This window comes from Phytoactinopolyspora alkaliphila, from assembly GCF_010550695.1.
GTDB lineage: Bacteria > Actinomycetota > Actinomycetes > Jiangellales > Jiangellaceae > Phytoactinopolyspora > Phytoactinopolyspora alkaliphila.
In genome coordinates, this window is the sequence record NZ_JAAGOB010000006.1 from 236,869 (window position 1) to 249,308 (window position 12,440).

11 protein-coding genes, 2 tRNA genes and 1 pseudogene are annotated in these 12,440 nt (G+C 66.0%); 10 read left to right on the top strand and 4 right to left on the bottom strand.

What is annotated here, in order from left to right; genetic code table 11:
- The first annotated feature begins 272 nt into the window (after positions 1-272).
- Positions 273-1,133: an ATP-grasp domain-containing protein gene (locus G1H11_RS13165; RefSeq protein WP_163819027.1), complete on the top strand. Its 861-nt coding sequence runs from the start codon at positions 273-275 to the stop codon at positions 1,131-1,133.
- 325 nt (positions 1,134-1,458) lie between these two features.
- On the opposite strand, the gene brnA is transcribed toward G1H11_RS13165, so the two are convergent.
- Positions 1,459-1,695 (bottom strand): type II toxin-antitoxin system BrnA family antitoxin, encoded by a 237-nt coding sequence (brnA, locus tag G1H11_RS13170; protein ID WP_163819028.1) that lies wholly within the window; start codon positions 1,693-1,695, stop codon positions 1,459-1,461.
- Positions 1,685-1,945 (bottom strand): annotated as a pseudogene (locus tag G1H11_RS13175) (BrnT family toxin). The gene brnA and the pseudogene G1H11_RS13175 overlap by 11 nt, the downstream one beginning before the upstream one ends.
- A gap of 171 nt (positions 1,946-2,116) precedes the next feature.
- Here G1H11_RS13175 and G1H11_RS13180 point away from each other — a divergent pair.
- The gene (locus G1H11_RS13180; RefSeq protein ID WP_163819029.1) at positions 2,117-2,512 is read left to right on the top strand and encodes a VOC family protein; all 396 of its coding nucleotides are present in this window, start codon (positions 2,117-2,119) and stop codon (positions 2,510-2,512) included.
- Between the two features lie 278 nt (positions 2,513-2,790).
- On the opposite strand, the gene G1H11_RS13185 is transcribed toward G1H11_RS13180, so the two are convergent.
- Positions 2,791-3,003, bottom strand: coding sequence for a hypothetical protein (locus tag G1H11_RS13185; RefSeq protein WP_163819030.1), 213 nt, complete (start codon positions 3,001-3,003; stop codon positions 2,791-2,793).
- A 172-nt stretch (positions 3,004-3,175) separates the two neighbouring features.
- On the opposite strand from G1H11_RS13185, the gene G1H11_RS13190 reads away from it, so the two are divergent.
- Positions 3,176-4,111: a phosphotransferase gene (locus G1H11_RS13190; protein WP_163819031.1), complete on the top strand. Its 936-nt coding sequence runs from the start codon at positions 3,176-3,178 to the stop codon at positions 4,109-4,111.
- 460 nt (positions 4,112-4,571) lie between these two features.
- Here the strand turns inward: G1H11_RS13190 and G1H11_RS13195 are convergent.
- Positions 4,572-4,645 (bottom strand) — tRNA-Gly (locus G1H11_RS13195).
- Between the two features lie 63 nt (positions 4,646-4,708).
- Between G1H11_RS13195 and G1H11_RS13200 the strand changes: the two genes are divergently transcribed.
- The 7 genes from G1H11_RS13200 to G1H11_RS13230 all read left to right on the top strand — a co-directional run bounded on the left by G1H11_RS13200 (position 4,709) and on the right by G1H11_RS13230 (position 12,434).
- Positions 4,709-4,784 (top strand) — tRNA-Pro (locus G1H11_RS13200).
- Positions 4,785-4,870: 86 nt separating this feature from the next.
- Positions 4,871-6,331 carry a trigger factor gene (gene tig, locus G1H11_RS13205; RefSeq protein ID WP_163819032.1) on the top strand — a complete coding sequence of 487 codons (1,461 nt, stop codon included), beginning with the start codon at positions 4,871-4,873 and terminating at the stop codon, positions 6,329-6,331.
- A gap of 334 nt (positions 6,332-6,665) precedes the next feature.
- Positions 6,666-7,346, top strand: a complete 681-nt coding sequence (locus tag G1H11_RS13210; protein WP_163819033.1) for an ATP-dependent Clp protease proteolytic subunit — start codon at positions 6,666-6,668, stop codon at positions 7,344-7,346.
- A complete protein-coding gene (locus G1H11_RS13215) occupies positions 7,343-7,993 on the top strand; it encodes an ATP-dependent Clp protease proteolytic subunit (protein WP_281352387.1) in 651 nt (216 codons plus the stop codon). Before G1H11_RS13210 ends, G1H11_RS13215 begins: the two co-directional genes overlap by 4 nt.
- 190 nt (positions 7,994-8,183) lie before the next feature.
- Positions 8,184-9,488: an ATP-dependent Clp protease ATP-binding subunit ClpX gene (clpX, locus tag G1H11_RS13220; RefSeq protein ID WP_163819035.1), complete on the top strand. Its 1,305-nt coding sequence runs from the start codon at positions 8,184-8,186 to the stop codon at positions 9,486-9,488.
- Between the two features lie 164 nt (positions 9,489-9,652).
- Positions 9,653-11,212: an N-acyl-D-amino-acid deacylase family protein gene (locus G1H11_RS13225; RefSeq protein ID WP_163819036.1), complete on the top strand. Its 1,560-nt coding sequence runs from the start codon at positions 9,653-9,655 to the stop codon at positions 11,210-11,212.
- A gap of 4 nt (positions 11,213-11,216) precedes the next feature.
- Complete coding sequence (locus tag G1H11_RS13230; RefSeq protein ID WP_163819037.1) at positions 11,217-12,434, top strand: metal-dependent hydrolase family protein; 1,218 nt, start codon at positions 11,217-11,219, stop codon at positions 12,432-12,434.
- Positions 12,435-12,440: the final 6 nt, after the last annotated feature.

Genomic DNA, 12,440 nt, shown 5'->3' on the forward strand with positions numbered 1-12,440 from the left:
GTGACGACTTCCTCGTGGTCGTCGGAAGGCCCGGCTGGGCAGGTGGGAGGTGCCCGACCATACTGGTCGGGTATGGACCTAGTCGAGTATGAGCGCAGCGCACTGCGTACTGCGCTCCACGTGACCGTTCCGCTACGTGACCGTGTAGCCGACGATGAAGCGCCAATGGGAACGGAGTGGCTCAATCACGGATTGCCGGAACTCGAGGCACGCGCGCGTCGCGAACCTCGCCGGTTTCGACCGACCTTCACAAAGCAGTCAGGGGGCGGACTGTGACGCGCATCGCTATCGCGACTTGTGCCGCCTTGCCCGAGGGTTTCGAGGACGACCACGAAGCGGTCGCGCTACTCGGCGGCGAGTACGTCACGTGGACCGACCCCCAGGTCAACTGGCAGGACTTTGACCGCGTCGTGATTCGTAGTACGTGGGACTACACGTCAACCCGAACCGAATTTGTGGAGTGGGCGCATTCCGTCGGGGCTGGGAGGTTGCTCAACACTCCTTCTCTGGTCGAGTGGAATTCCGATAAGACCTACCTAGGCGATATCGATGCGCCTACCGTCCCAACAACGTTTGTCGGTCCGACTGAACCCATTCCCCAACTTGAGGGCGAGATCGTCGTCAAGCCAACGATCTCAGCGGGTGCTGTCGATACTGGCCGATTCAGTCGCTCCCATCACGACCAAGCGCGCGCTTTGGTGAGGCGCATCACAGAATCGGGCCGCACCGCGATGATCCAGCCGTACTTGCAGGGCATCGGCATTAAGGGTGAGACCGCACTCGTATTTCTTGGCGGCGACCTGTCCCACGTGCTGCACAAGAAACCAGTGCTCCGCCCGAATGAGATTGCTCCCCTTACGCAGGCTGCTTCAATTGTCGCCGCTGAAGCGATGTTCGATCCAGGCCTTGTAACCGCGGGCCAAGCTGACCCAGCGCAAATCGCCCTCGCGGAGCGGATCATTGGCCAAGTCTCTGACCAGTTCGGCGTCCCGACCTTCGCGCGGGTAGACCTTGTGCCTGGGCCAAATTCCGAGCCGACCCTACTCGAGCTTGAAGCGGTCGAACCCTGCCTGTATCTCAAGACCGCGCCAGGTGCCGCTGCAAGACTCGCCGACGTCGTTCTCCGATCGTGATCGCCCGCAGCAGTGAGTCGCGATGAGCCCAAGGCGAGCAGCCCGGGCCAGAGAGCGACGAGCTGACCGCACGAAGCTCGCAAACGCCCCAAATAAGGTCAAAGCCAAGATCAGGGGCAGACCTGTTTCTTGACCTGCTGTTTCGCTTGGAGCGGGTGACGAGAATCGAACTCGCACACCAGCTTGGAAGAACGGCCTGGACGTGCGTGTTGCGCCGTTTGATCAGCGCGGACGGTGACCCTGATTGTCCGTTCGGGCCCGCGTTTGGCCGGGTGTTATCGCACGCACATCGCACGATGCAGAGGGATTCCTGGTACGTGTGTCGCTACGCGGCCGTGCCCCTCTGTTGTTCGAGGCGTTCTGCGATCCAGACCTTGATGATGGACTGGCGGGTGATGCCCAGTCGTCGTGCTTCTCGGTCTAGGGAGGCGATCATCCAGGTGGGGAAGTCGACGTTGACGCGGCGTTGTTCTTCTCCGGGGCGGTGTGCCTTGGACACGTCCAGGGTCTCGGTGATGTCCTCGCCGCGGTCGAACCTGGCGTCGAACTCTTCAGCTTTCATGGATGGCCACCTCTTCCTCACGAGAGCGCCGGACCGAGATGAGCCGGATTCTTTGCTATCTGTAGGTGATCACGGCAGGCCAGTGCTTGTTGTCGATCTGGCCGATCACTAGCCAGCGCGGCTCGTCTTGTGTTCGTGCGGGAACCTCGACGCGTAGCGGGTCCAGCCAGAGCCGCTGTGCATCGGTGAAGGCGATGCCGTGTTTCTTCTGGTTCGCTGCACTCTTGTCGGGATCGTACTCAAAATCCATACTAGACCCTTCCCGGTATAGAAACTATACTGGAGGGTCTCTAAGCTGGGATAGGACATCGTGGAGCATTGCTCTTCGTGATGAGTGCGACGGTCACCAACGGCTGGCGCGAATCGAAGAGGAAGTCGAACCGGCAGGATTCCGTCCGAAATGGCGCCTAGGGTGGGCTCCATGTCGACGCACTGGACGCTCGGGGGCGATGCCGCCGACCCGCAGACTCTCGCGACGTTCTGGGCCTTTGCACTGGGGTACGTGCCTGAACCCGGCTACGACGACCCGGACGGCGCTTCGATCATCGATCCGGATGGCAGAAGCCCGGCGATCAGCTTCCTACGAGTGACCGAGCCGAAGACGGCCAAGAACCGGCTGCACATCGACATCCGCGTCGCCGGCGAACCGCCCTGGGACTGGCTCGCCCGCGCCGACCTCATCCGTGCGAAAGCCGAAGAGCTCGTCGCTCGGGGTGCCAGCGTGGTCCGGGAGGAGCACTACCGGGGCGAGCGTGGAACCGTGCTCGGGCACGTCGTGATGCTCGACCCCGAGGGCAACGAGTTCTGCGTCGCCTGACCACGCTGCCCGACGACTCGGGCGATACCGAACACCACAGTCCAAGTCGGGGAGTTGGCCGGCACTGGTGGAACCAGCTCACGGCGGATGACCTGACGACTTCTCAGCTACCTCGGACAGCCGGGGGGCTTCATCGGCCGCCCGGACGGTGAAGCAAGTTGTCACCGTTGGGCGAAATGCGTCATGCTAAGAGCACATACCGCCCGGCCCCCTCGTGGGCCGGGTTTACTCGTTCTGAGAGCAATCCGTAGCTTGGCGGTTTGCCTATGAGCCCATGATCACTGCTGCTCGCCGAAGCCGTCCGTGAGGTACTCCTCGCTGCGCGCACCGATCGCGTTACCATCGCCGGGTGCGCTGCCGAACCAGGCCGGTGGCCAAGGGCGGCCGTGTGCGGGGCGGATGTGCTTGCGCATCTCCGCAAGTGCATGTGGAACCTGCTCGTCGGGAATCTCCCAGACGAGTCGGGCCAACTCTTCGCGTTCAGCGCTCACACAAACCAACCTACGTCGGCCGGGAGTTCGATCGGCAGCTTCACCAGTCAAAGCCGTACAGCGCGCGTTTGTTCGTTTCAGGTGGGTTCGGTGAGGCAGACTGAAGACGTGAGTCACATGAGTCACTAAGACGCTGCTCAGAGTCGTGCCGTTCAAAGCTAGGAGGCGTCCGATGCTCATCGTTCCGACCCCGGAGATGCTCTGGGAGAGCTCGGATCCGGACGTGGAGCTGCGCCGCCGGTTCGGCTTCGACGGTGCGACCGCGGCGGTGGGCTGGGCAGCCGACCTGCTCGCCGGCGAGTATGGGATCGAGGTCCGCGCGGTCGACCGGGTGGTGATCAGCGCGCAGAACTTGATGGTCTGGGTGACCACTTCCGGCGAACGGTTGATGATCAAGGTTTGCCGGCTCGCTGTGGCGCACGACTGGCTCACATCCCGCGCTGCCCTGGTCGGCTGGCTCGGCGATCGCGGCCAGCCCGTGGCCGGGCCGCTGGTGTCCGTCAGCGGTGATCGACAACTGCTGCGAGACGACAAGTCCGTTGGGATTCAGCCGATATTGCCCGGGGGCCTGCTGGACGCGACGGACCATGATCAGGTCCGGGCCGCCGGTCGCACTCTGGCCGAACTGCACGAAGAGCTCGCGGCCTGGCCGGACGCGTCCCAGCTCGAGAACGTCGGACCCCTGGCCCGTGGGCGGGGCAAACTGTGGGCGCTGCCGGAGGGGCGGGCCGAGACCGTACCGAGGAAGCTGCTTGACCGCCTCGACCGGCGGATCGCCGAGCTGCCCGAGCTGCCTGAGCGGCAGCCGGTGCACACCGACTTCCGCGGCGCCAACCTGCTCTGGCAGGGCACGGAAATCAGCGGCGTGCTCGACTTCGAGGAGGCCTGCCTCGACCAGGCGGTGGTAGACCTGGCCAACGCCGTCTGTCTGCTCGGCACTTGGTATCACAACTGGCAGCCGATTTCGCCCGAGGCGCAGCGACTCCTGATCGACAGCTACACCGATCGCCGCCCCCTCACTGGTGCCGAGCAAGCTTGGCTCCCGCCCCTGATCGCCTGGGGCATGCTCGGGCTCGGTTGGAGCCCGGAAGCCGAACGCTGGCTCTGAGACTCACAGCGCTACCGAGGTCCCGCACGGGGCCGACTCAGCTCAATACCAAGAAGTATCCGAACGTGCTGCATCGGCTGGTGTTGGAGCCCTAGGGGCCAAGAGCTGAGGGTCCTCTGTAGAGGCGAGGACGAGGCTGCGCCGGATCTCCTTTGTGTTCTCAAACAACCGGCCCTAAGCAGACGGACGGGCACGTTCCACTCGGTCCGCCTGCCAAACCCTGCCATCGCCGGCTCTTCATCCCTGCGAGGGGAAGGGCGACAGGCCGGGGTCGGCGCCGAACTATCCGCCGCCCCAGTGAAGATAACGATCTACGGCTGCAGATTAGGCGGCACGGCCGGAGCACGGCCGGAGCACGGCCTACACGATACGACAAGCTAATCGCACGAACGCCCAAACGGCACGAAGCGGACCGAGCGCCAGGCTAGGCCCAGATATCTTGTGACCTGCTGTTTCGCTGTGGAGCGGGTGACGAGAATCGAACTCGCACAACCAGCTTGGAAGGCTGGGGCTCTACCATTGAGCTACACCCGCGTGGGGCTCGTTGCCCCGCGGTAAAGACTATAGCGTGTTCTGCCGTAGACTTGTCCGGGCGCCCGGGGCGTAGCGTAGTGGCTAGCGCGCCTGCTTTGGGAGCAGGAGATCGCAGGTTCGAGTCCTGTCGCCCCGACCAGCCAGCGGATATGGTGGTGGGTTCCGGTTACGGAGCCCGCCGCCGTAGCCGTGACAAAGACCACCCATTACAGGAGACACGTCAGCGTGAAGAGCGTCGTCGAGACCCTCAACCCGACGCGGGTCCGGCTCGCGGTGGAAGTTCCGTTCACCGAGCTCGAGCCGAACATCAAGTCCGCTTACAAGCGCATCAGCAGCCAGGTCGCCATCCCAGGCTTCCGTAAGGGGAAGGTGCCGCCGCTGGCTATCGACCAGTTCGTCGGCCGGCCCGTCGTCCTGGAAGAGGCCATCAACGACGCCATCCCGAAGCTCTACGGCGAGGCGGTGCGAGAGAACGACCTTCAGCCGCTGGGCCAGCCAGAGCTGGATGTGTCGGAGCTGAACGACGGCGAGGAGCTCAAGTTCACCGCCGAGGTGGCGATCCGGCCGAAGATCGAGCTTCCCGAGTGGGAGGGCATCGAGGTCCAGGTCGACGATCTTGAGGTGACCGACGACGACGTCTCCGAGCGTATGGACGCGCTGCGAGCGCGGTTCGGCACGCTCGTCGGCGTGGACCGCCCGGCCGCGGACGGAGACTTCGTCCAGATCGACCTCAACGCCACGAAGGACGGCGAGCCGATCGAGGGCGGCCAGGCCACGGGCGTGTCGTACCAAATCGGCAAGGGCGGCATGGTGGAAGGCCTCGACGAGGCCGCTACCGGCTTGTCCGCCGGGGAGTCGGCCACGTTCCAGACCAAGCTGGTCGGCACCCACGAGGGTGAGGAAGTCGACTGCGAGGTCACCGTCACGGCAGTGAAGGAGCAGCAGCTTCCGGAGCTGGACGACGAGTTCGCCCAGCTCGCCAGTGAGTTCGACACGCTCGACGAGCTCAAGGACGACCTGCGCGAGCAGGCCACCCGTGAGGCCCGCATCACCCAGGCGACCGAAGCCCGCAACAAGGTGCTCGAGGCGCTGATCGAGAAGGCCGGCGAGGTTCCCGTGCCGGACGAGATCGTCGCGGCCCAGGTGGAGCAGCACTTCAGTGATGGCCACGGCGACGACGACCACCGCTCCGAGTTCGAGGAGCAGTTCCGCACCAGCCTGGTCCAGCAGTTCGTCCTCGACGAACTGGTGAAGACCGAGGAGATCGAGGTCTCCCAGGAGGAGCTGACCTCCTACGTCGTTCAGCAGGCGATGCAGCGGGGTGTCGACCCCAATCAGCTGGCGCAGCGCCTCGTCGAGAGCGGCGAGTTGTCCACGGCCGTCGCCGACGTCCGGCGCGGCAAGGCGCTGGCCAACGTCGTCGAGAAGGCCAAGGTCGTTGACGCGTCGGGCCGGCCGGTCGAGCTGGAGCGGCTGCTAGAGGACGGCGCCCTCGCGGACGAGGATGAGGCGGGCGACGCCGCCACCGCCGGGGTCGGATCGGTCGAGTTCGCTGAGCTCGACGACGCCGACACTGGTGATGCGGAGAGCAACGAGCCCGCAGCCGACCAGTCCGAGGCGGACGTGACCGAGGCGGACGCGCCCGAAGACGACGAGACAGAGCAGGCGGACGACGCCAAGGCATAGCGTGCCGCTGCGAACGTGCAATAAAGATCAGGTGACCAACCGCGGCCAGAACCGCTGGTTTGGTCACCTGATCTTTTTGTGTCCACTAGCTGAGATGTGATCAGATGGCCAGCTCCGCGCCACGAGCACCGTTCTGCCGTCTGGCCTCCGTCGGAGTGAGCGATCAGACGACAAAACAACGATCAGGTGACCAAGGGGGCGCACGCCCACAGCGAACAGGGGTATTCGGTGGATGGTCCCGAGGGTCCGGTTGGTTAGTGTCAGTGCATCGGCATTGATGTGTGACCCGGGCCCAGCCACTTCCGGCCGGGCGGGGATCGGCGCCAGATGAGAAATGACGAACGAGAAGCACCATTCGAGAGAGTCTGAGGAGCGTACGGTGAACCCACGTCTTGAGACGCCTGGTTCCGTCTCTATCCCGCAGGCCCACTCGCCCGCGCCGGGCGGTATGGGCCTGGATGACAACGTCTACAGCCGACTACTACGTGAACGCATCATCTTCCTCGGGTCCGAGGTGCGGGATCAGAACGCGAACGCCATCTGTGCGCAGATGCTCCTCCTGGCCGCGGAGGACGAGACCCGCGACATCCACCTGTACATCAACTCGCCCGGTGGTTCGGTCTGGGCGGGTATGGCGATCTACGACACCATGCAATTCGTCAAGCCCGACGTCGCCACGTACGCCATGGGCTTTGCCGCCTCGATGGGGCAGTTCCTGCTCAGCGCGGGTGCGCCCGGCAAGCGGTACGCCCTCCAGCACGCGAAGATCCTCATGCACCAGCCGTCCGGCGGCGTGGGCGGCACGGCCAGCGACATCCTGATCCACGCCCAGTCGCTGCTGCAGACCAAGCGGGAGATGGCCGAGCTGATCGCTAGCCACACGGGCCGGACTGTCGAGGAGATCGAGCGCGACTCGGACCGGGACCGCTACTTCACCGCTGACGAGGCCCGGGAGTACGGATTCGTGGACCAGGTGATCACCAGCGTCTCCGAGATCCCGAACAACGATTCCTGAGCAGCTTCTGCGCCTATCGAGACGAGAGAGAACACGCGATGAACTACTACATCCCGCAGTGGGAGGAGCGAACCTCCTACGGCTTCCGCCGCATCGACCCATACGCGAAGCTGTTCGAGGAGCGCATCATCTTCCTCGGCACCCCCGTGTCCGACGACGTCGCCAACGCTGTCATGGCCCAGCTCATCTGCCTGGAGTCCATGGACCCTGACCGCGACATCCAGATTTACATCAACTCGCCGGGTGGCTCGTTCACGGCGATGACCACCATCTACGACACGATGCAGTTCATCAAGCCCGACGTCGCGACGGTGTGCATGGGGCAGGCCGCTTCGGCGGCGGCCATCCTGCTCGCCGCGGGTGCTCCGGGCAAGCGACTGGCCGTGCCCAACGCCCGGGTCCTGATCCACCAGCCAGCCGTGGGCGAGGCGATCTTCGGCCAGGCCAGCGACATCGAGATCCAGGCCAACGAAATCCAGCGGATGCGGGTGCTGATGGAGGAGATGATCTCCAAGCACTCCAACAAGACGGTCGAAGAGGTCCGTCGCGACGTGGAGCGGGACAAGATCCTCACCACCCAGGAGGCCATCGAGTACGGCCTCGTGGACAACTTCACCTCGTCTCGTAAGGCCAGCCTGGTCGGATAGCGCCGGACGCGGAATCGGGGCGGTCCTCATGACGAGCCCCGATTCCGTGCCGTGGCGGCCGAGGTCGCGACGCGCCCGGTGCCGGGTTGGGTGCCACGCGGGCGGGAAACGATGTACCTTCGAAGGACGCGGCGCGACATGGTCCGCGAACACAGCAAGGCCGCATCATCGCAACGGAAGGACGTTCCGCGTGGCACGCATCGGTGACGCTGACCATCTGCTCAAGTGCTCGTTCTGCGGGAAGAGCCAGAAGCAGGTCAAGAAGCTCATCGCCGGACCCGGCGTCTATATCTGTGATGAGTGCATCGATCTGTGCAATGAGATCATCGAGGAAGAGCTCAGCGAGAACCCGGAAGCCACTGGCCTGGCCGAGCTGCCCAAGCCGCGCGAGATCTACGAGTTTCTCGAGCAGTATGTGATCGGCCAGGAAGCGGCCAAGAAGGCCCTTTCCGTCGCGGTGTACAACCATTACAAGCGGGTGCAGGCGCGCCAGTCGGGCGCCGACCGCGGCTCGGGCAAGGACGAGAGCGTCGAGCTGGCCAAGTCCAACATCCTGCTGATCGGCCCCACCGGCTGCGGCAAGACCTACTTGGCGCAGACGCTGGCCAAGATGCTCAATGTGCCCTTCGCCATCGCCGACGCCACCGCGCTCACCGAGGCCGGCTATGTCGGCGAAGACGTCGAGAACATCCTGCTGAAGCTCATCCAGGCTGCGGACTACGACGTCAAGAAGGCCGAGACGGGCATCATCTACATCGACGAGATCGACAAGATCGCCCGCAAGAGCGAGAACCCCTCCATCACCCGGGACGTCTCCGGTGAGGGCGTGCAGCAGGCGCTGCTGAAGATCCTGGAAGGCACGGCCGCCAGCGTGCCGCCGCAGGGCGGGCGCAAACACCCGCACCAAGAGTTCATCCAGATCGACACCACCAACGTGCTGTTCATCGTCGGCGGCGCCTTCGCCGGCCTGGACGACATCATCCAGCAGCGCGTCGGCAAGCGCGGTCTCGGTTTCGCCGCCGAGATCGGCACCAAAGCGGAGCGCGAGTCCGCGGACGTTTTTGCCCAGGTGATGCCGGAAGACCTGCTCAAGTACGGGCTGATTCCGGAGTTCGTCGGCCGGCTGCCGGTCCTCACCACGGTGAGCCCGCTGGACCGCGAGGCGCTGATCCGCATCCTCACCGAGCCACGCAACGCGCTGATCAAACAGTACAAGCGCACGTTCGAGATCGCGGACAACGTCGAGCTGGAGTTCACCCCCGAGGCCGTCGAGGCAGTAGCTGACCTTGCCTTGCTCCGCGGCACCGGCGCGCGCGGTACGCGTGCGGTGATCGAAGAGGTGCTGCTCGACGTCATGTACGAGGTGCCCAGCCGCGACGACGTGGGCCGCGTCGTCATCGATCGTGACGTCGTCGTCCAGAACGTCCTGCCCACGCTGGTGCCGCGGGACGCGCCGCAGCGTGGCCGCCGGGAACGGCGCGAGAAGAGCGCCTAGCCCGTTCGGCCGCGTGCCCGGGGTGTAAGACACCAGACACCTCCGCGCCCACGATGGGTCTTCGGCACCAAGCGGATGAGGCCGGTTCGTGGTGACGCACCATGGCGTTGTCGGCGCCACCCCGTAGGTTGGTCGCATCGGCCAACACGAGGAAGGCGCCACGGATGACGGACACGCTGGTCTTGCGCGCAGGCACGGTGTTCGACGGGCTCGGCTCCGCCGCCAGCACCGCTGACGTGCTCGTCGAAGACGGCAGAATACGCGAGATCGGTCAGGTTCCAGTGCCGGGCGGAGCCCGGGTGATCGACTGCGACGGGCTGTTCGTCGCCCCGGGTTTCGTGGACGCCCACTCGCACAGCGACCTGGTCCCTCTGATGGATCACGCGCAGCCGTTCAAGCTGCTCCAGGGCGTCACCACGGAGATCGCCGGGAACTGCGGCTTCAGTTTCGCGCCGCTGACCGGCGCGTCCGCTGATCTGGTCCGTTCCATGTACGACGAGCTGGCCTGCGGCGTCGAGGTCAAGCCCGCGAGCTTCGCCGGGTTCCTGGACACGGTCGAGCGGCACCGGCCCACCAACCACATGGCCTTTCTGGTCGGCCACCACACCCTGCGGCTCACGGCCAACGGCGCGGGCGACCACCTGAAGCCGGGCGCGCTCGCGGAGATGCGCCGCCTGGCCGCGGAATCTTTCGAGGCAGGGGCCGTCGGGTTCTCCACCGGGCTGATCTACCCGCCCGGCTGCTTCGCCGCGCGAGACGAGCTGGAGGAGCTGGCCCGGGTCGCCGGTGTCTACGGCCGCGTCTACGCCACGCATATGCGTGACGAGGGCCAGTTCGTCGTGGAGGCGATCGACGAGGCCGTGGCGATCGCGCGGGCGGGAGGTATCCGGCTGCAGATATCGCACTGCAAGGCCGCGGGCCGGGCGGCGCACGGCAACGGCGCCGCGCTGCTCGAGCGGATCGAGGCGGCGCGTCTGGACGGGGTCGATGTCCTCGGGGACCAGTACCCGTACCTGGCCGGCGGCACCGTCATGCTGGCCCTGCTGCCGAACGTCGCCGCTGCCGGCGGCGCCGAGGCGATGACCTCCCGGCTCGCCGACCTGGCGCAGCGGGTGGCGCTGAGCGCGCAGGCCGCGCGGGGCCGGCCCGGGGATGGCATGTGGGCCAGCACCGAGCCGTCCAAGGTCATCATCACGGGCCACCGGGACACCACCATGGTGGGCAGGACCATCGCGGATGTCGCCGGCGGAGGTGATCCGTTCGACACGCTCTGTGATCTTCTCCTGGCCGATCCCGGCGCGGCGATCGTCCTGGAGATGATGGCCGAGGCGGATGTCCGCCGGATCATGGCCAGCCCGCTGGTCGGTGTCGGGTCGGACAACGGGCCACCGCTCGGGATGCAACATCCGCGCACGTACGGGTGCTTCCCGCGGTTGCTGGGGCACTACGTCCGGGAGGAGAAGGTGCTCACCTGGGAGGCGGCGATCCGCAAGGCGACGTCGCTGATCGCGGGGCAGTTCGGGCTCGACGGGCGGGGCGTGCTGCTGCCTGGCGCGCATGCCGACATCACCGTCTTCGACCCGGAGCGGATCGGGCATGCGGGCACCTACGTGCGCCCGGACGTGCCGGTCGACGGAATCGAGACGGTCGTTCTCGGAGGACAGGTGGTCGTCGAGAACGCGACCTTCACCGGAGCGCGGGCCGGCCGCGTGCTGAGGAGCTGAACCCATGACAGTGACGACCGGCACGAGGGTCGTGATCAGCGGCGGCGACGTGTTCGACGGTACCGGCGCGCCGCCCGGACCGGCAGACGTGGCGATCGACGGAGGTCGCATCGTCGAGGTCGGCAGCGGTCTTGACGGCGACGAGCTGGTCGACGCGCGCGGCCTGACGATCCTCCCCGGGCTGATCGACTGCCACGTCCACGTCATGTTCGACGGCATCGACCTGATGGCGCACCTGCAGCAACCGTTCTCCTACGCGTTCTACACCGCCATCCGCAGTCTCGCCCGGACCCTCGACTGCGGCATCACGACGGTCCGAGACGCGGGTGGCGCCGACCTGGGCGTCAAGCAAGCCGTGGCCAACGGCCTGATCGAAGGCCCCAGGATGCGCACCGCGATCTCCATCCTGGGCCAGACCGGCGGGCACACCGACGGCTGGCAGCCGAGCGGCGTCGACGCCTCGCTGTTCGTCCCGCACCCAGGTCGTCCATCGCCGATCGTGGACGGCCCGGACGAGATGCGCCGGAAGGTCCGTGAACTGGTCCGGGCCGGCGCTGACGTGATCAAGATCTGCACGTCGGGCGGGGTGATCTCGCCCCGGGACGACCCACGGCACGCGCACTTCGGCCCGGATGAGCTCGCGACGTGCGTAGCCGAGGCGACGACGGCCGGTATCGCGGTGATGGCGCACGCTCAGGGCGCTGACGGCATCAAGAACGCGGTGAGGGCGGGAGTCCGCTCGGTCGAGCACGGCATCTTTCTCGACGACGAGGGCATCGAGATGATGCTCGACGCCGGGACCTATCTGGTGCCCACGCTGGCAGCGCCACGAGCCGTGATCGCCGCGGCGGCCGCGGGTGCAGCGTTGCCGGACGTCGTGGTCGACAAGGCGCGCGAGGTGGCCGAGGCGCACATGGAGTCGTTCGGCCGGGCCGTGGCGGCGGGCGTTCCGGTGGCGATGGGCACCGACAGTGGCGTGGGCCGGCACGGAGACAATCTCACCGAGCTGGCGCTGATGCACGAGGCGGGGATGAAGCCGGAAGCCGTGCTGGCGGCCTCCACCTCGTCGGCGGCCAGCCTGCTCGGTATCGCGGACGAGGTCGGTACCGTGGCGGCCGGCAAACGAGCCGACCTGGTCCTGGTCAGCGGAGATCCCTTCGATTTCGGGTCGCTCAAGACGAACATCCGGGCCGTCTATCAGGATGGGCGTCCCGTGCGCTGACCTGGT

Excerpts from the sequence above, each read along its gene's own strand:
- G1H11_RS13230 (WP_163819037.1), top strand. The coding sequence starts at position 11,217 with ATGACAGTGACGACCGGCACGAGGGTCGTGATCAGCGGCGGCGACGTG.
- G1H11_RS13190 (WP_163819031.1), top strand. The coding sequence starts at position 3,176 with ATGCTCATCGTTCCGACCCCGGAGATGCTCTGGGAGAGCTCGGATCCG.
- G1H11_RS13180 (WP_163819029.1), top strand. The coding sequence starts at position 2,117 with ATGTCGACGCACTGGACGCTCGGGGGCGATGCCGCCGACCCGCAGACT.
- G1H11_RS13225 (WP_163819036.1), top strand. The coding sequence starts at position 9,653 with ATGACGGACACGCTGGTCTTGCGCGCAGGCACGGTGTTCGACGGGCTC.
- brnA (WP_163819028.1), bottom strand. The coding sequence starts at position 1,695 with ATGAAAGCTGAAGAGTTCGACGCCAGGTTCGACCGCGGCGAGGACATC.
- G1H11_RS13210 (WP_163819033.1), top strand. The coding sequence starts at position 6,666 with ATGACGAACGAGAAGCACCATTCGAGAGAGTCTGAGGAGCGTACGGTG.